13 protein-coding genes are annotated in these 12,456 nt (G+C 72.8%); 2 read left to right on the forward strand and 11 right to left on the reverse strand.

The window, feature by feature from the left end:
* Positions 1-2: 2 nt before the first annotated feature.
* Positions 3-845 (reverse strand): hypothetical protein, encoded by an 843-nt coding sequence (locus AMK13_RS36565; RefSeq protein WP_074005872.1) that lies wholly within the window; start codon positions 843-845, stop codon positions 3-5.
* Positions 838-1,350, reverse strand: coding sequence for a SigE family RNA polymerase sigma factor (locus AMK13_RS36570; RefSeq protein WP_049649167.1), 513 nt, complete (start codon positions 1,348-1,350; stop codon positions 838-840). The genes AMK13_RS36565 and AMK13_RS36570 overlap by 8 nt, the downstream gene beginning before the upstream one ends.
* 252 nt (positions 1,351-1,602) lie before the next feature.
* Here AMK13_RS36570 and AMK13_RS36575 point away from each other — a divergent pair, with 252 nt between their 5' ends.
* Positions 1,603-2,370: a hypothetical protein gene (locus AMK13_RS36575; protein ID WP_198959503.1), complete on the forward strand. Its 768-nt coding sequence runs from the start codon at positions 1,603-1,605 to the stop codon at positions 2,368-2,370.
* Positions 2,371-2,472: 102 nt separating this feature from the next.
* On the opposite strand, the gene AMK13_RS36580 is transcribed toward AMK13_RS36575, so the two are convergent.
* From AMK13_RS36580 to dcd, 7 genes are all read right to left on the reverse strand, one after another.
* The gene (locus tag AMK13_RS36580) at positions 2,473-3,819 is read right to left on the reverse strand and encodes a hypothetical protein (RefSeq protein WP_074005873.1); all 1,347 of its coding nucleotides are present in this window, start codon (positions 3,817-3,819) and stop codon (positions 2,473-2,475) included.
* Between the two features lie 88 nt (positions 3,820-3,907).
* Positions 3,908-4,648 (reverse strand): class I SAM-dependent methyltransferase, encoded by a 741-nt coding sequence (locus AMK13_RS36585; protein WP_074005874.1) that lies wholly within the window; start codon positions 4,646-4,648, stop codon positions 3,908-3,910.
* Positions 4,645-5,964, reverse strand: coding sequence for an MFS transporter (locus tag AMK13_RS36590; protein ID WP_074005875.1), 1,320 nt, complete (start codon positions 5,962-5,964; stop codon positions 4,645-4,647). Before AMK13_RS36590 ends, AMK13_RS36585 begins: the two co-directional genes overlap by 4 nt.
* 51 nt (positions 5,965-6,015) lie before the next feature.
* Positions 6,016-6,537 (reverse strand): HIT family protein, encoded by a 522-nt coding sequence (locus AMK13_RS36595; RefSeq protein WP_079272842.1) that lies wholly within the window; start codon positions 6,535-6,537, stop codon positions 6,016-6,018.
* Complete coding sequence (locus AMK13_RS36600) at positions 6,534-7,631, reverse strand: glycosyltransferase family 4 protein (RefSeq protein ID WP_107418959.1); 1,098 nt, start codon at positions 7,629-7,631, stop codon at positions 6,534-6,536. Before AMK13_RS36600 ends, AMK13_RS36595 begins: the two co-directional genes overlap by 4 nt.
* Complete coding sequence (locus AMK13_RS42550) at positions 7,628-8,152, reverse strand: dCTP deaminase (RefSeq protein ID WP_049649173.1); 525 nt, start codon at positions 8,150-8,152, stop codon at positions 7,628-7,630. Before AMK13_RS42550 ends, AMK13_RS36600 begins: the two co-directional genes overlap by 4 nt.
* The gene (dcd, locus tag AMK13_RS36610; protein ID WP_074005876.1) at positions 8,149-8,676 is read right to left on the reverse strand and encodes a dCTP deaminase; all 528 of its coding nucleotides are present in this window, start codon (positions 8,674-8,676) and stop codon (positions 8,149-8,151) included. The genes AMK13_RS42550 and dcd overlap by 4 nt, the downstream gene beginning before the upstream one ends.
* Before the next feature lie 121 nt (positions 8,677-8,797).
* Between dcd and AMK13_RS36615 the strand changes: the two genes are divergently transcribed.
* The gene (locus AMK13_RS36615) at positions 8,798-9,718 is read left to right on the forward strand and encodes an ROK family protein (protein ID WP_074005877.1); all 921 of its coding nucleotides are present in this window, start codon (positions 8,798-8,800) and stop codon (positions 9,716-9,718) included.
* A gap of 79 nt (positions 9,719-9,797) precedes the next feature.
* On the opposite strand, the gene AMK13_RS36620 is transcribed toward AMK13_RS36615, so the two are convergent.
* Entirely contained in the window at positions 9,798-10,994 is a 1,197-nt protein-coding gene (locus tag AMK13_RS36620) for an argininosuccinate synthase-related protein (protein WP_074005878.1), read from the reverse strand.
* A gap of 88 nt (positions 10,995-11,082) precedes the next feature.
* The gene (locus tag AMK13_RS36625; protein ID WP_074005879.1) at positions 11,083-12,417 is read right to left on the reverse strand and encodes a hypothetical protein; all 1,335 of its coding nucleotides are present in this window, start codon (positions 12,415-12,417) and stop codon (positions 11,083-11,085) included.
* Positions 12,418-12,456 lie beyond the last annotated feature (39 nt).

The following is a 12,456-nucleotide window of genomic DNA, read 5'->3' on the forward strand; positions in this document are numbered from 1 at the left end:
GCCTACGGGTGGGTGTCCTTGGCCGTGGGCTGCGTCTTCTGGTTGTAGATCTCCTTGCCGTCCGCGTTGTAGGCGTGGACGTAGGGGGTCGGGGGGAAGGCGTTCGCGTCGGGGCCGGTGGAGATGGCAGCCGTGTAGGCGAACGCGCCGCCCGCCATGACGGCCGGGTACTGCGTCGGGTCGTCGCCGTAGCTGATGGTGACCTTGGCGACGTCGGCGGTGTAGTGCCCGGCGCCCAGTGAGAGGACCTGCCCGGCACCGGTCGGGGCGTTGAAGCTGTCGAAGAACTCGACCAGGTGGCCGGCGCCCCACAGACGGTCGTTGATGAACGTCGGGGGGAGGGAGATGCTGTGCCCGGTCCGGCCCTTCGACTCGCACTGCACGTACTGGCCGGCGGAGTCGACGGCGACGACCACGCCGTCGGTGTCCGAGGAGGCGGCGGGAGCGCGGACCGCGATCACCGCCTGGTACTGCGACGCCTCGGAGCCCAGGCAGGAGCCCAGGATCTCGGCGACGGCCCCGGCCTCGATCGGAGTCGTCGTCGTGCTGGTGACGGTGAACGCCGCCGGGGGGTGGGGGGAGGCCGGCACGGAGGGGGTGCCTGTGGCGGCCGGCCCCTGCTGTGGTGCCGGTGGGTGTTGTGGCCCCGGCGGGTTCAGCACGGACGGGAGGGTCAGGCACAGGGCCGCCGCGGCGCAGGCCGCGGTCGCGCCGAGGGCGTGTCGACGGTGGCGGCGCCGGTCGGCGCGTCTGCGGATCTCCGCAGCGGGCAGAGTCGGTGCCGGCATCTGCGTGCCGAGCAGCCGCAGCCGGTCGTCGAGGCTGTCGTGGACGGGGTCAGACACGGAGCTTTCCTTCCTCGCTGGTCGGGGTCCGGTCGGAGAGTCTGGCCGCGAGCGCGGTCCGGCCGCGGGCGAGGCGGCTCTTGACGGTGCTGATGCCGGCGCCGGTCTCGGCGGAGACCTGCTCGATGGAGAGGTCGCACATGTGGTGCAGGACCAGGGCGATCCGCTGTGCTTCGGGTAGGTCGCGGAGCGCGGTGACCAGCATCAGGTGCTCCTCGGTGGGCGGCTCGACGGTGGACGGTTCGTGGCGGTGGTGGTGTCCGGCCAGGTGCAGGCCCCGGGCGAGGCGCCGCCAGCGGGAGTGGGCCAGCCGCCGGGCCGTGGTCCGGATCCATGCCTCCGGGGCGTTGCCGGGGTCGAAGGTGCGCCTGCGGTCCCAGGCGCGGATGAAGGCCTCCTGGACCACGTCCTGGGCTTCGGACCAGTTGCCGGTTATCGCGTAGAGCTGCCCGGTGAGGCGGGAGAAGGACGCCGCGTAGAACGCGTCGAACTCCTGTGGCGTCATCAAGGGCCTCTCCTCCGGGGCTGTCCGTCAGCTCGCGGCACGGGCGGTGCGCGAGGGAGCACTCCTCGGCCACGGCGGGTCAGCCGTGCGTCCTGGGTGGAGCCTCCCGCCCTGTACGCACGAGCGCCGTCCCAGGGTTACATCGACGGCCTATGACCTGGATCACACGCGCGGGATGCGACCGCTCGGGCGTCGGGAGGCGTACAGGGGCGCGGGCATCAACCGGACGCCCGCAGGAAGGGACACGGATTCATGCGTATCCGCCCGATCATGATCATCACCGCCACCGCCGCGGCCATCGCGACCGCGGGGGGAATGGCCACCGCCGCGACCGGCACCCCCACGGCCACCCCCACGGCCCAGAGCAAGCCCGCCGCCGCGCCGGCCGCCCCTGCCGCGCCGGCCGCCCCGGCCTCCGGCAGCGGCTCGGCCGCGACCGGAGCGACTGCCACCCCGGCGGCCTCCACCGTCACCAGCACGACGACGACCCCGATCGACGCCGGGACCGTCGCCGGGATCCTGGCCTCCTGCCTGGGCTCCGAGGCTTCGCAGTACCAGGCGGTGATCGGGGTCCGCGCTCCCGTCGCCTCGTCGGACACCGACGGCGTGGTCATCGCCGTCGACTCCGCCGGCCAGTACGTGCAGTGCGAGTCGAAGGGCGACAAGGGCACCAGCATGTCCTCGCCCGCGACGTTCATCAACGACCGCCTGTGGGGCACCGGTCACCTGGTCGAGTTCTTCGACAGCTTCAGCACGCCGGCCGGTGCCGGGCAGGTCCTCTCGCTGGGCGCCGGGCACTACACCGCCGACGTCGCCAAGGTCACCATCAGCTACGGCGACGACGCGACGGAGTACCCGGCCGTCATGGCGGGCGGCGCGTTCGCCTACACGGCTGCCATCTCCACCGGCTCCGACGCGAACGCCTTCCCCCCGGCTCCCTACGTCCACGCCTACAACGCGGACGGCAAGGAGATCTACAACCAGAAGACGCAGCCCACGGTCAAGAACACCCACCCGTAGGCGACACTCCGGGCGGTCGGCCGTTGCGACCGCCGCAGGGGCAGTGAGCCGGCTCCTCCGCGGAGGAGCCGGCTCACTGCCTTTCGAACCGGGCCGAGCGGGTCAGCGCTGCCGCTCGGGCTCCGCGTAGGTGCGGAAGTCCGAGGCGGTCTCCGGCCAGTTGGCCCGCTGCCAGCTCCGCAGTTCCGGGTACGTCGCGTGGGCGGGCACGACCACCAGGCGCTCGTCGAACCACCGGGTCAGGAACTCGCGCCGGCTGCGCACCTCCTCCCGGGTGCGCCCGCTCAGCATGACCTGCCCGACCCCCTGGGTGGTGTCCTGCACCGTGTCCCCCGTCCGGAAGCCGTACGGGAGGTCCAGCCGCACGTGCTCGACACCGGGCAGGGCCCGGATCTGCTCCAGTGAGGGATAGCCGACCAGGACGCCGGGCCGGTTGGCGAGGAAGAGGGTGCTGACGCTCTCCGGGCGGACGGCCGGCTCGATCGCCGGCTCGATCCCCTCCGCGCACCGGATGGCGGCTTCGCCCAGGTCCACGCCGAACTTGAACGCCACCGCTTCGGAGATCAGCCCGCCGCCGGTGCGGGCGGCGCACTCGCCGAACACGAGCCCGCCGGTGTCGGGCCGGCGGAACAGCTCCATGTGGAACACCCCGCGCCGCAGGCCGAGGGCCCGCAGCGCCTCCGTCACGACCGGCCGCGCCAGGGCGAAGGCGTCCGCGTCCTCGGTCGGGTCGAAGCGTTCCAGCTGGAGCACCCGGTTGGCGTCGACGGCGGTCAGGCACGGCTCCGCGTAGGTGCCCACGCTGAGGAACCGGAGTTCGCCGTCGAAGACCACGCCGTCCGCCATCCACTCCTCGCCCGGCGTGAACTCCTCCAGGACGAAGGTGCGTTGCGGAACGCCCCGGCGCCGGTACTCGGCGCAGGTGTCGATCAGCTCGGACAGCCCCCGGACGACCGAGGTGTTCCGGGTGCCCGCCCCGGCGATGGGCTTGAGCACCGCCTTGTCGAAGTCCGCGAGGGCGGACGGATCCAGGTGGTGGATGTCCTCGATGACCTGCGAGGCGCCGACGTCCAGGCCGGCCGCCGCGACGGCCCGCTTCTGCAGCCACTTGTCCCGGAAGTTCGGGGCGATGTCCGCGGCCACGGCCGTCGGGAGGTCCAGGACCCGGGCGAGTGCCGCGACGGTGACCAGGGCCTCCTCGTCGGAGGTCTGGAGGAAGCGGAACTCCCGCTCGGCGGCGCCGGTCCGGCGCAGGGCGAGGAGGACGCTCTCGATGCTCGTCGGGTCCTCGGCGAAGATCCCCACGGCCCCGTCCGGGAGCTTCAGGTAGCCCCAGTCCGCCAGGTGCGGGCCGTGCACCACGTACGGCGTGATGCCGTTCCGGAGGCAGGCGCGCATCGCGTACGGGTCCGTGCCGACGATCAGGGCCGAGGGCTGGTCCTGGGGCAAGGCTTCTCCTTCGTTGTGGGGCTGAGGGGGCGGCGGTCCGGGGGCGGACCGGGAAGACGGGTCGGAAGGGTGGACCGGGACGGCGGGTCTAGAGGTCGGCGATCCGCCACACCCCGATCGACTTGTCGGCGAAGCGGTGCTCGACCCGCCTGCCGTCCTCCTCGGTGACGTAGACCTCGGTGCACTGCTCGTCGAGCACCCGGAAGGGCTCGGGCAGCAGGAACGGGGCCCGCCGGAGGTTGAGCGGACGCCAGCCGCCCGCTTCGGTGGCGGCCTCGTTCCCGGCCCGCCCGGTGAAGGTGGTCGTCGCCAGGTAGGTCGAGCCGCTGCGCCGGATGTTGTCCAGCGCGCGGTGGACGTCGTCGTCTCCGAGGTGCACCAGGCAGTCGCGGGAGAAGACCAGGTCGACCTCCGGCAGCGGGTCGCGGGTGAGGTCGAGGACCCGGAACTCGCGGTCGGCGCGGGCGAAGCGCGCCCGGTTGCGCTCGACCACCGCGGGGACGATGTCGGCACCGAGGTAGCGGTCGACGCCCAGGTCGACCCTGGACATCCAGAAGAAGTCCCCGCACGGCGCGTCGAGCAGGCTCCGGACGCCGAGCTCGGCGAGCAGGGACGGCAGTTCGGCACGCAGCGCGGCCGTCTGGGCCAGGTTCGACCCGAGGCCGGAGCGGGATTCGTCGTCGTCGGCCCCGCTGTCCTCGGTCAGGGTCCAGGCTCCGCTGGCGTAGATCCGGGCGAAGGTCTCCTGGAGCGTGTCGCGCGGTGGCCCGGCGGCTTCCGGTGCCGCCACGGAACCGTGCGTGCCCTGCTGCCGGGTGTCGTCGGTCATTGGTCCTCCTTGGTCGTACGGACGGATGCCGGCACTGATGCCGAAGCCTGTTGCGGACGGTCTGCCCCCGCCTCCGCCCCCGCCCCCGCCGCGGCCTGCGGCTCGGACGGCAGGGTGCGGACCCCCGGGACGGCCAGCACGACGCCCGCGGTCGCGGCGACCAGGCAGGCCGCGCCCAGGAAGACGGCGCCGCTGCCGACCCGGTCCGCGATCGGGGCGGCGACCGCCAGGCCGAGCGGGAGGAAGACGAACGAGCCGAAGGCGTCGTAGGACATCACCCGGGACATCGACTCCTCCGGCACGTGCTTCTGCAGTGCCGTGAGGAAGGTGACGTCGTTGAGGCTCATGCACAGGCCGGTGACGAACATCGCGCCGGCGGTGACGGCGACCGGCGCGGCGCAGGCCAGCGCGACCAGGGACGGCACGATCCCCAGGGTGAACAGCACCGCGGCCCGCAGGGGCCGGCGGGGCCGCAGCCGGATGGCCAGCAGGCTGCCCGCCACGAAGCCGACCGCCTGCGCGGTGAGGACGGCGGCCCATCCGGAGGCGCCGCCGAGGTGCGCCTCGGCCTCGACCGGTCCCAGCACGATGAAGCCGGCGCCGATGCACACGTTCACCAGCGCGAGTTGTGCCACCGCCGCCCACAGCCAGGTCCGTTCGGTGAACTCCCGCCACCCGTGCCGGAGTTGCGAGAAGATGCCTTCCTCCGTGGGCGACGGCTGGTCCGCCGTGCCGGTCAGCCGGACTCCGGCGAGGAGCACCGCGGACACCAGGAACGTCGCCGCGTCCACCACCAGTGCCCAGCCGGCGCCGAGCAGGACGACCAGCACGCCCGCGAGCGCCGCGCCGCCGATGCTGCCCGCGTTCATCGACAGCTGGACCAGCGCGTTGGCGGACTGGATCTTCTCGGCGGGCACGAGCTGCACCGTGACGCTCCGGGACGCCGGGGTGAACAGCGCGCTGGCGGCGCCGCTGACCATCGACAGGACGACCAGGCCCGCCAGGGAGTCCGTCCCGGTCAGCACCAGGACCGCGACCGCTCCCTGGGCGAGACCCGCGGTCAGGTCCGCCCCGACCATGACCCGGTGCCGCGGCAGCCGGTCGGCCAGGACACCGCCGTACAGCAGGAACGCGACCTGGGCGGCGATCCGGGCGGCGGCCACGATCCCGAGGGTCGAACCCGAGCCGTCCGGCATTCCGAGGACGGCGAAGGCGAGCGCCACCGGTGCGATGGCGTCACCCAGCAGGGAGACGGACCGGGCGGAGAACAGCAGCAGGAAGGAACGGTCTCGGAGGATGGAGAGGTCGGCGCGCACACAAGGCCTTTCACGTTCTGGCCCGACGGGATCGAGCTGGTCGGGGAGCCGTCACACCGCGGTCCGGTCCGGGCGGTCGGGGGACGGTGCCGAGAGGCGGGCGCGGGTGGCGGCGAGCCGCTCCAGCGGCACCGGGTCGGCCTTCCAGGGGCGGTGGAGATGGTCCCCGGCCGCCCGGGGCACCAGGTGGACGTGCAGGTGGAACACGTCCTGCCAGCCCGCGTCCCGGTTCGCCTGGAACAGCGTCAGGCCGTCCGGCGCCAGCACGTCCCGGATCCGCCCGGCCATCAGGTGGACGGTGGCCATCACGGCGGCGGCGTCCTCCGGGGTGATCTCCCAGAGGTCGGCGGCGTGGCGCTTGGGGATCACCAGGGTGTGCCCGTCCATGACCGCGGTGATGTCGAGGAAGGCGATGGTCCGCTCGTCCTCGTGGACGACGGCGGCGGGCAGCCGGCCCCCGACGATGGCGCAGAACACGCAGTCCGCGGACCGCGGGCCGTCGCCCCGGTCCCGCTCCGGCCCGGCGGTGGGCGCGGTGGGCGCAGGGGCCGCGGTGGTCGGCCGGGGCGTCATCGCGCGACCCGGCGGGAGAGTTCGGCCAGGTCGCCGGCGGTCCGCGACAGCGGGAAGCGCCCGCTGTTGACCAGGCCGGCCGCGGCCAGGTCGTCCAGCCGCTCCGGCGAGCGGAGGAACTCCTCGATGCGGCCCCGCAGCGCCGTGAAGTCCCCGAAGTCGACCGGGAGCGCGGAGCGGCCGAGCACCTCGGTCAGGCCCGGCACGGGCTGGTAGGCGACCGGCAGGCCGCACGCCTGCGCCTCGATGGTCACCAGCCCGAACGCCTCCAGCCGGAGCGAGGGGACGATCAGGAGGTCGTGTCCGCCGAACGCGCGCCACAGGTCCTCCCGGGACAGCCAGCCGAGGCGGCGCACCCGCGACAGGTCGGAGCGTGCGGCCAGGGCCGCGAACTCCGCCGGGGGAGCGGCCACGGAGAGCTCCACCCCGGGGAGCGAGGCCACCGCCGCGATCAGGCCGGAGGTGGCCTTCTCGGCGGTGAGCCGACCCGCGTAGAGCACCCGCAGGACGCCCGCTTCGCGCTCCGCGCGGTGGCCCGGCCCGGTGGGCCGGCCGGCCAGCAGCCGGTCGGGGACGCCCCAGGGGATGTGGACGATCCGGTCCGACGGGACCGGGGCGATCCGGCGCAGCCGGTCCGCCATCGCCCGGGTGGGGACGACGATCGCGTCGGCCGATGCCGCGGTCTCCCGCAGGACGGCGGCCTGGGTCGGGTGGTCCTCGGCGAACAGCAGGTCGGTGCCGTGCACCAGCGCGATGCTCGGCCGGTCGGGAAAGACCTGCTGCAGGGCGGCCGTCGCGCCGAAGGCCAGGTGCTGGAGGTGCAGCACGTCGTGGTCGGCGGCGGGGTACCTGTCCCGGACGGCGGCGCCGAGCCGGTCCACGTAGGCCCAGAACGCCGGCCCCGACACCGTCTTGCCCGGCACCGCGAGCAGGGCCGGTGAACCGGAGGTGTCGGGCGCCTGCCGGTCCTCCGGGGCGAGCATGAAGACGTCGGCGGGGATGAGCGGTTCCGGCCCGCCGTACAGGTCGCGCAGCAGCTCGACGCTGCCGCCGGGGCTGTCCGGGGGGAGGTCGATCCCGGTGAGGACGTTCACGCGAGCTCCTCGTACAGTCGCGATGTGTCGATGCCGCTGGTCCGGGTGTACTTCCGGCCCATGTTCTGGTAACTGGCCTCCGCGCCGAGGGTCTTGAGGAAGATGATCTTCCCGAAGGTCATCCCCGGATAGATCCGCACCGGGCGCACGACGCGGATCTCGAGCGTCCATCGGATGGCGTGGCCGACGTGGCCGAGCGGTGCCGAGACGTGCACCCAGACGCCCAGCGCGCCCACCGTGCGGTCACCGTTGATCATCTGCGCGAAGCGCTCGGAATGGGTGCGCTCGTGGGTGACCCCGAGGTAGAGCCTGCCCGGCAGCAGCACCATGCCGTCCGGCGGGATGGTGCGCTCCTCGAACTCGGTGGAATGCGCCGCGTCGAGTTCGGACTCGCACACCCGGATGGTGTCGCCGAGTCGCCAGTCGTAGGCGTTCGGGGAAATCCTTCGGGGGTCGAACGGCTCTATGACGATGTCACCGGAGTCGATCGACCTGGCTATTTCCGCCCGGGTGAGGATCACAGCTGCCCCAACTTGTCCCGCCAGTAGCGCGATTCCTGAGGACCGACCGCGCCCTGGTACTTCCCGGAATAGGGCTCGATATCGCCGAGCGTGTCGAAGAACATGATCTGCCCGATCTTCATCCCGGGATACACCCGCAGCGGTCGGACCGCGGACAGCATGAGGGTCCACTGGCCGTGGAAGCCGATGTCCCCGATCGGGGCGGTGATCTCCACGAAGAGCCCGAGCCGGCCGACCGAGGAGCGCCCGAAGAGCAGGGGCACGAAGACGTCGGATCCGACCTCCTCCACGGTGTGCCCCAGGTAGAGCTGGTCGGGCTCCAGCACGAAGCCGCTGGAGTCGATCTTGGTGGCGTCGGTCCGGTTGGGCCGGTACGCGTCGATGACGCTGTCCGTGTAGGTGATCAGCGTCTCCCCGAGGCAGACGTTGTAGCTGTTCGGGTTCACCTGGTCCCGGTTGAACGGGGATATGGAAATCCTGCCGTCGCGGGCGGATTCAACGATTTCTGGTCCCGTCAGGATCACAGGAGGCTCCCACTCTTCCGGCCTGCCGGACAAAACGGCGGGCGCGCACCGACGAGGCTTTTACGGGTCGTTTTCCAGGACGTTTGCCAGCTCGTCCGAGCATGCTCCATACTCATCCCCCATGAAACACGTCATAGCCCTTGATGTGGGCGGTACCGGAATCAAGTCCGCCCTGATCGGAAGCAGCGGAGAATTACTTCACCAGGCCCGCCGGGAAACCCCTCGCGAACGCGGCACCGACACCGTCGTGGAATCGGTGCTCGAGGCGGCCGCCGAAATGCGCGCCCACGGCGAGCGCCGCTTCGGCCGGCCCGCGGCCGCGGTGGGCGTCGCCGTGCCCGGCATCGTCGACGTCGGCACGGGCACCGTCGTGTTCGCGGCCAACCTCGGTTGGCACGACCTCCCGCTCGGCGCGCTGCTGGCCGACCGCCTGGGCGGCGTGCCGGTCGCCTTCGGCCACGACGTCCGCACCGGAGGACTCGCCGAGCAGCGGATCGGCGCCGGCCGGGGCACCGAACAGTTCCTCTTCCTGGCCATCGGCACCGGCATCGCGGGCGCGATCGCCCTCGGCGGACGGATCGAGGCGGGCGCCCACGGCGCCGGCGGCGAGATCGGCCACATCGTGGTCCGGCCCGGAGGCGCCGCCTGCCCCTGCGGCCGGCGCGGCTGTCTGGAGCAGTACGCCTCGGCCTCGGCCGTCGGACGGGCCTGGGCCGCGGCCTCGGGCCGACCGGCCGCCGACGCGGCGGACTGCGTCCGGGCGCTGGAGGCCGGCGACAGCCGCGCCCGGACGGTCTGGGACGACGCCCTGGCCGCGCTCGCCGACGGTCTCGTCACCTGCCTCACCCTGCTCGACCCGGGCACCGTGATCATCGGAGGCGGGCTGGCCGAGGCCGGGGACACCCTGTTCGAACCGCTGCGCGCGGCGGTCGGGAAGCGGCTCGCCTTCGAGCGGATGCCGGAGATCGTGCCGGCGGCACTCGGGGAGACGGCGGGCTGCCTCGGCGCCGGCCTGCTGGCCTGGGACCTCCTCGGCGGCTGACGTCCTTCGCCCCCCGCCGTCGGCCCGCCGCTCCCGCAGCGGGCCGACGGCGCGGGTACGGGACGGTACGGGCCGCGCATCAGGCCCCCGCCAGCACGGCGAGCTCCGCCCTCACGGACTGCTGCTCCCAGCTCTCCCGATCGCGCAGGTAGACCGGCCGGTCGGCCTCGATGGCCCGGGTCTCGGCCCCGCCGGGCGTGAGCCGCCAGCGCACCGAGCCCGTCACCGGCCGGGCGCAGAAGTCCATGAACGACTGGGTGGCCGCCCGCAGTTCGCCGAACCAGCGGCCCTCCAGCGCCTCCCGCACCCACAGCTGTTCGAGGTGCATCTTCTCGCGGATCGTCTCGGCCGAGAGCACCGCCGACTCGAGGTGCCGGTAGCTGCGCAGCAGGAGCCACGCGGCCGGCATCTCCCGGATCTCCAGCACCTTCTCGCCGCCGGCGAGGTGCTCCAGGCCGCTGTACCGCCCGAGGCCGAAGGCGCCGACCCGCCGGTTCAGCTGGTCGATCAGCGGCACCAGCGGCAGGCGGGTGCCGTCGACCGCCACCGGCGTGCCCCCCTCGAACCGGACCTCGACGCCGTCCTCGGTGACCGCAGGTCGGCGCGCGCTCCACCGGAACAGCTGCTCCGGCACCGCGTGCTGCTCGGGGTCGTCCAGGAGCCCGGACTCGAACTCGCGGCACCAGAGGTTCGAGTCGCCGCTCACGACGCGCTCGCTCATCCGGGCGAGGCCGGCCTCCTTCAGCTCCTGGATCTTGACCTCCCGGCCCACCGGGTCGAGGTCGTACGGGCTGCCGTAGGCGCCGTCGAAGCCGAGCAGTTCCAGGGCGCCGTTGAGTCTGCGCATGGTGTTCTGGGAGCGGTTGGCGGTGTGCAGGACGGCCGCCGCCCCGAGCTCCGCCGCCAGTTCGGCGGCGAACCGGGCGATCAGCGGGCGGCTCAGGGTCGAACTCACCGGGTGGGTCCCCAGGTAGACCGCCTGGCTGACGATGGCCGCCCGCACGAACTCGTCGGCGAAGGCTCCACGGCCGTCCACGACGTGCAGCCGGACACCCAGCTCGTCGGCGATCTGCTGTTTCTGTTCGCTGGTCTCGTCCTCGCCGAGGTCCACGCTCAACGCGTGGACGTTCCGGAACCCGGCGTTCTTCAGCCGCAGCAGGAGGAAGCTGCTGTCGAGCCCTCCGCTGAAGAGCGTGACGACGGGGGCTTCCGCCGGCAGGGCATCGGTGGTGAGTTGACGGAAGGAGCGGATCAAGCGGTGGCGGCTTTGCATCATGGTCCTTCGAGACGCGGTGGGGGAAGTGGTTCTGCGCGTGCGGCGGCCGTCCCGCGGGTGAGGTCCGCGGCCCGGGCGGCGGGCGGCCTCAGTCGTCCGAGTAGGTGCCGAAGGAGGAAGCGGATTCCGGCCAGTTCTCCTTCTGCCACCGGCGCAGTTCGGGGTAGCTCGCGTGCGCGGGCACGACCAGCAGCCGCTCGTCGAACCACGCGGTCAGGGAGTCGCGGCGTTCGCGGAACTCCTCCCGGGTGCGGCCGCTCAGCACGACCTGGCCGACGGCCTCGGTGGTGCTCGCGAGCACGTCCGCCATGCGGAAGCCGTAGGGGAGTTCGAGCCGCAGGTACTCGACCCCGGGCAGGGCGCGCACCTCGGCCGGGGTCGGATAGCCGACCAGGACGCCGGGACGGTTGTTGAGGTAGGTGGAGCCGATCGTGTCGGGCCGCACCGAGGGCTCGATCCGGGGGTCGGTCCCGGCCGCGCAGCGCAGCCCGGCGAGCGCCAGGTCGACGCCGAACTTGGCTTCGACCAGCTCGGGTTGGAGCAGTCCGCCGGTCCGGGCCGCGCACTCGCCGAATACCAGCTTCCCGGTGTCCGGCTGGTGGAAGAGCTCCATGTGGAAGGTGCCGCGCCGCAGGCCGAGCGCGCGCAGGGCTGGTTCCACGACCGAGCGTGCGAGGTCGTAGGCGGAGGCGTCGGTGACGGGGTCGAACACCTCGACCTGGAGCGCCCGGTTGAAGTCCACCGTGCTCAGGCAGGGCTCGCCGTACGTGCTGACGCTGAGGAACCGCAGCTCTCCGTCGAAGACCACGCCGTCGGCGATCCACTCGTCGCCCGCAACGAACTCCTCCAGGACGAAGGTCCGTTGGGGCATGCCGGCGCGCCGGAGCTCGGCACACCGGGCGATCAGCCCGGCGCGGCCCTCGACGACCGAGGTGTTCCGGGTGCCGGCACCGGCGACCGGCTTGAGGACCGCCTTGTCGAAGTCCTCGACGCTCGCCGGATCCAGGTGGTGGACGTCCTCGATCAGGCGGGACCGGGTGACCTCGATGCCGGCCGCGGCGAGCGCCTCCTTCTGCAGCCACTTGTCCCGGAACCGCACGGCGGTGTCCGGGTCCACGGCGACCGGGGCGCCCAGGACCTCGCCCAGGGCCGCCACGGTGACCAGGGCGAACTCGTCCCCGGTGTGGACGCAGTGGAAGTCCCGGTCGGCGAGGCCGGCCCGGTGCAGCGCGAGCAGCACGCTCTCCACGCTGGAGGTGTCCTCGGCGAAGACGGTCTCGACCCCGTCCGGAATTCCGATGAACCCCCAGTCGCGCAGGCCGGGGCCGTGCACCACGACGGGCTCGATTCCGTTGCGGAGCGCGGCCCGGATCAGGTACGGGTCCGCTCCGACGATCAGGGCCGAGGATCGGTTCTCAGACACGGGTCTCCTTTGGAACGGGGCGGGTCCAGCCCACGATGT

It is taken from the genome of Streptomyces sp. CB02056 (assembly GCF_001905545.1).
In the GTDB taxonomy this organism is placed as follows: domain Bacteria; phylum Actinomycetota; class Actinomycetes; order Streptomycetales; family Streptomycetaceae; genus Kitasatospora.

Bases quoted from the DNA above. Each gene is read 5' to 3' on its own strand.
- AMK13_RS36570 (WP_049649167.1), bottom strand. From the start codon at position 1,350: ATGACGCCACAGGAGTTCGACGCGTTCTACGCGGCGTCCTTCTCCCGC.
- AMK13_RS36575 (WP_198959503.1), top strand. From the start codon at position 1,603: ATGCGTATCCGCCCGATCATGATCATCACCGCCACCGCCGCGGCCATC.
- AMK13_RS36585 (WP_074005874.1), bottom strand. From the start codon at position 4,648: ATGACCGACGACACCCGGCAGCAGGGCACGCACGGTTCCGTGGCGGCA.
- AMK13_RS36595 (WP_079272842.1), bottom strand. From the start codon at position 6,537: ATGACGCCCCGGCCGACCACCGCGGCCCCTGCGCCCACCGCGCCCACC.
- AMK13_RS36615 (WP_074005877.1), top strand. From the start codon at position 8,798: ATGAAACACGTCATAGCCCTTGATGTGGGCGGTACCGGAATCAAGTCC.
- AMK13_RS36620 (WP_074005878.1), bottom strand. From the start codon at position 10,994: ATGATGCAAAGCCGCCACCGCTTGATCCGCTCCTTCCGTCAACTCACC.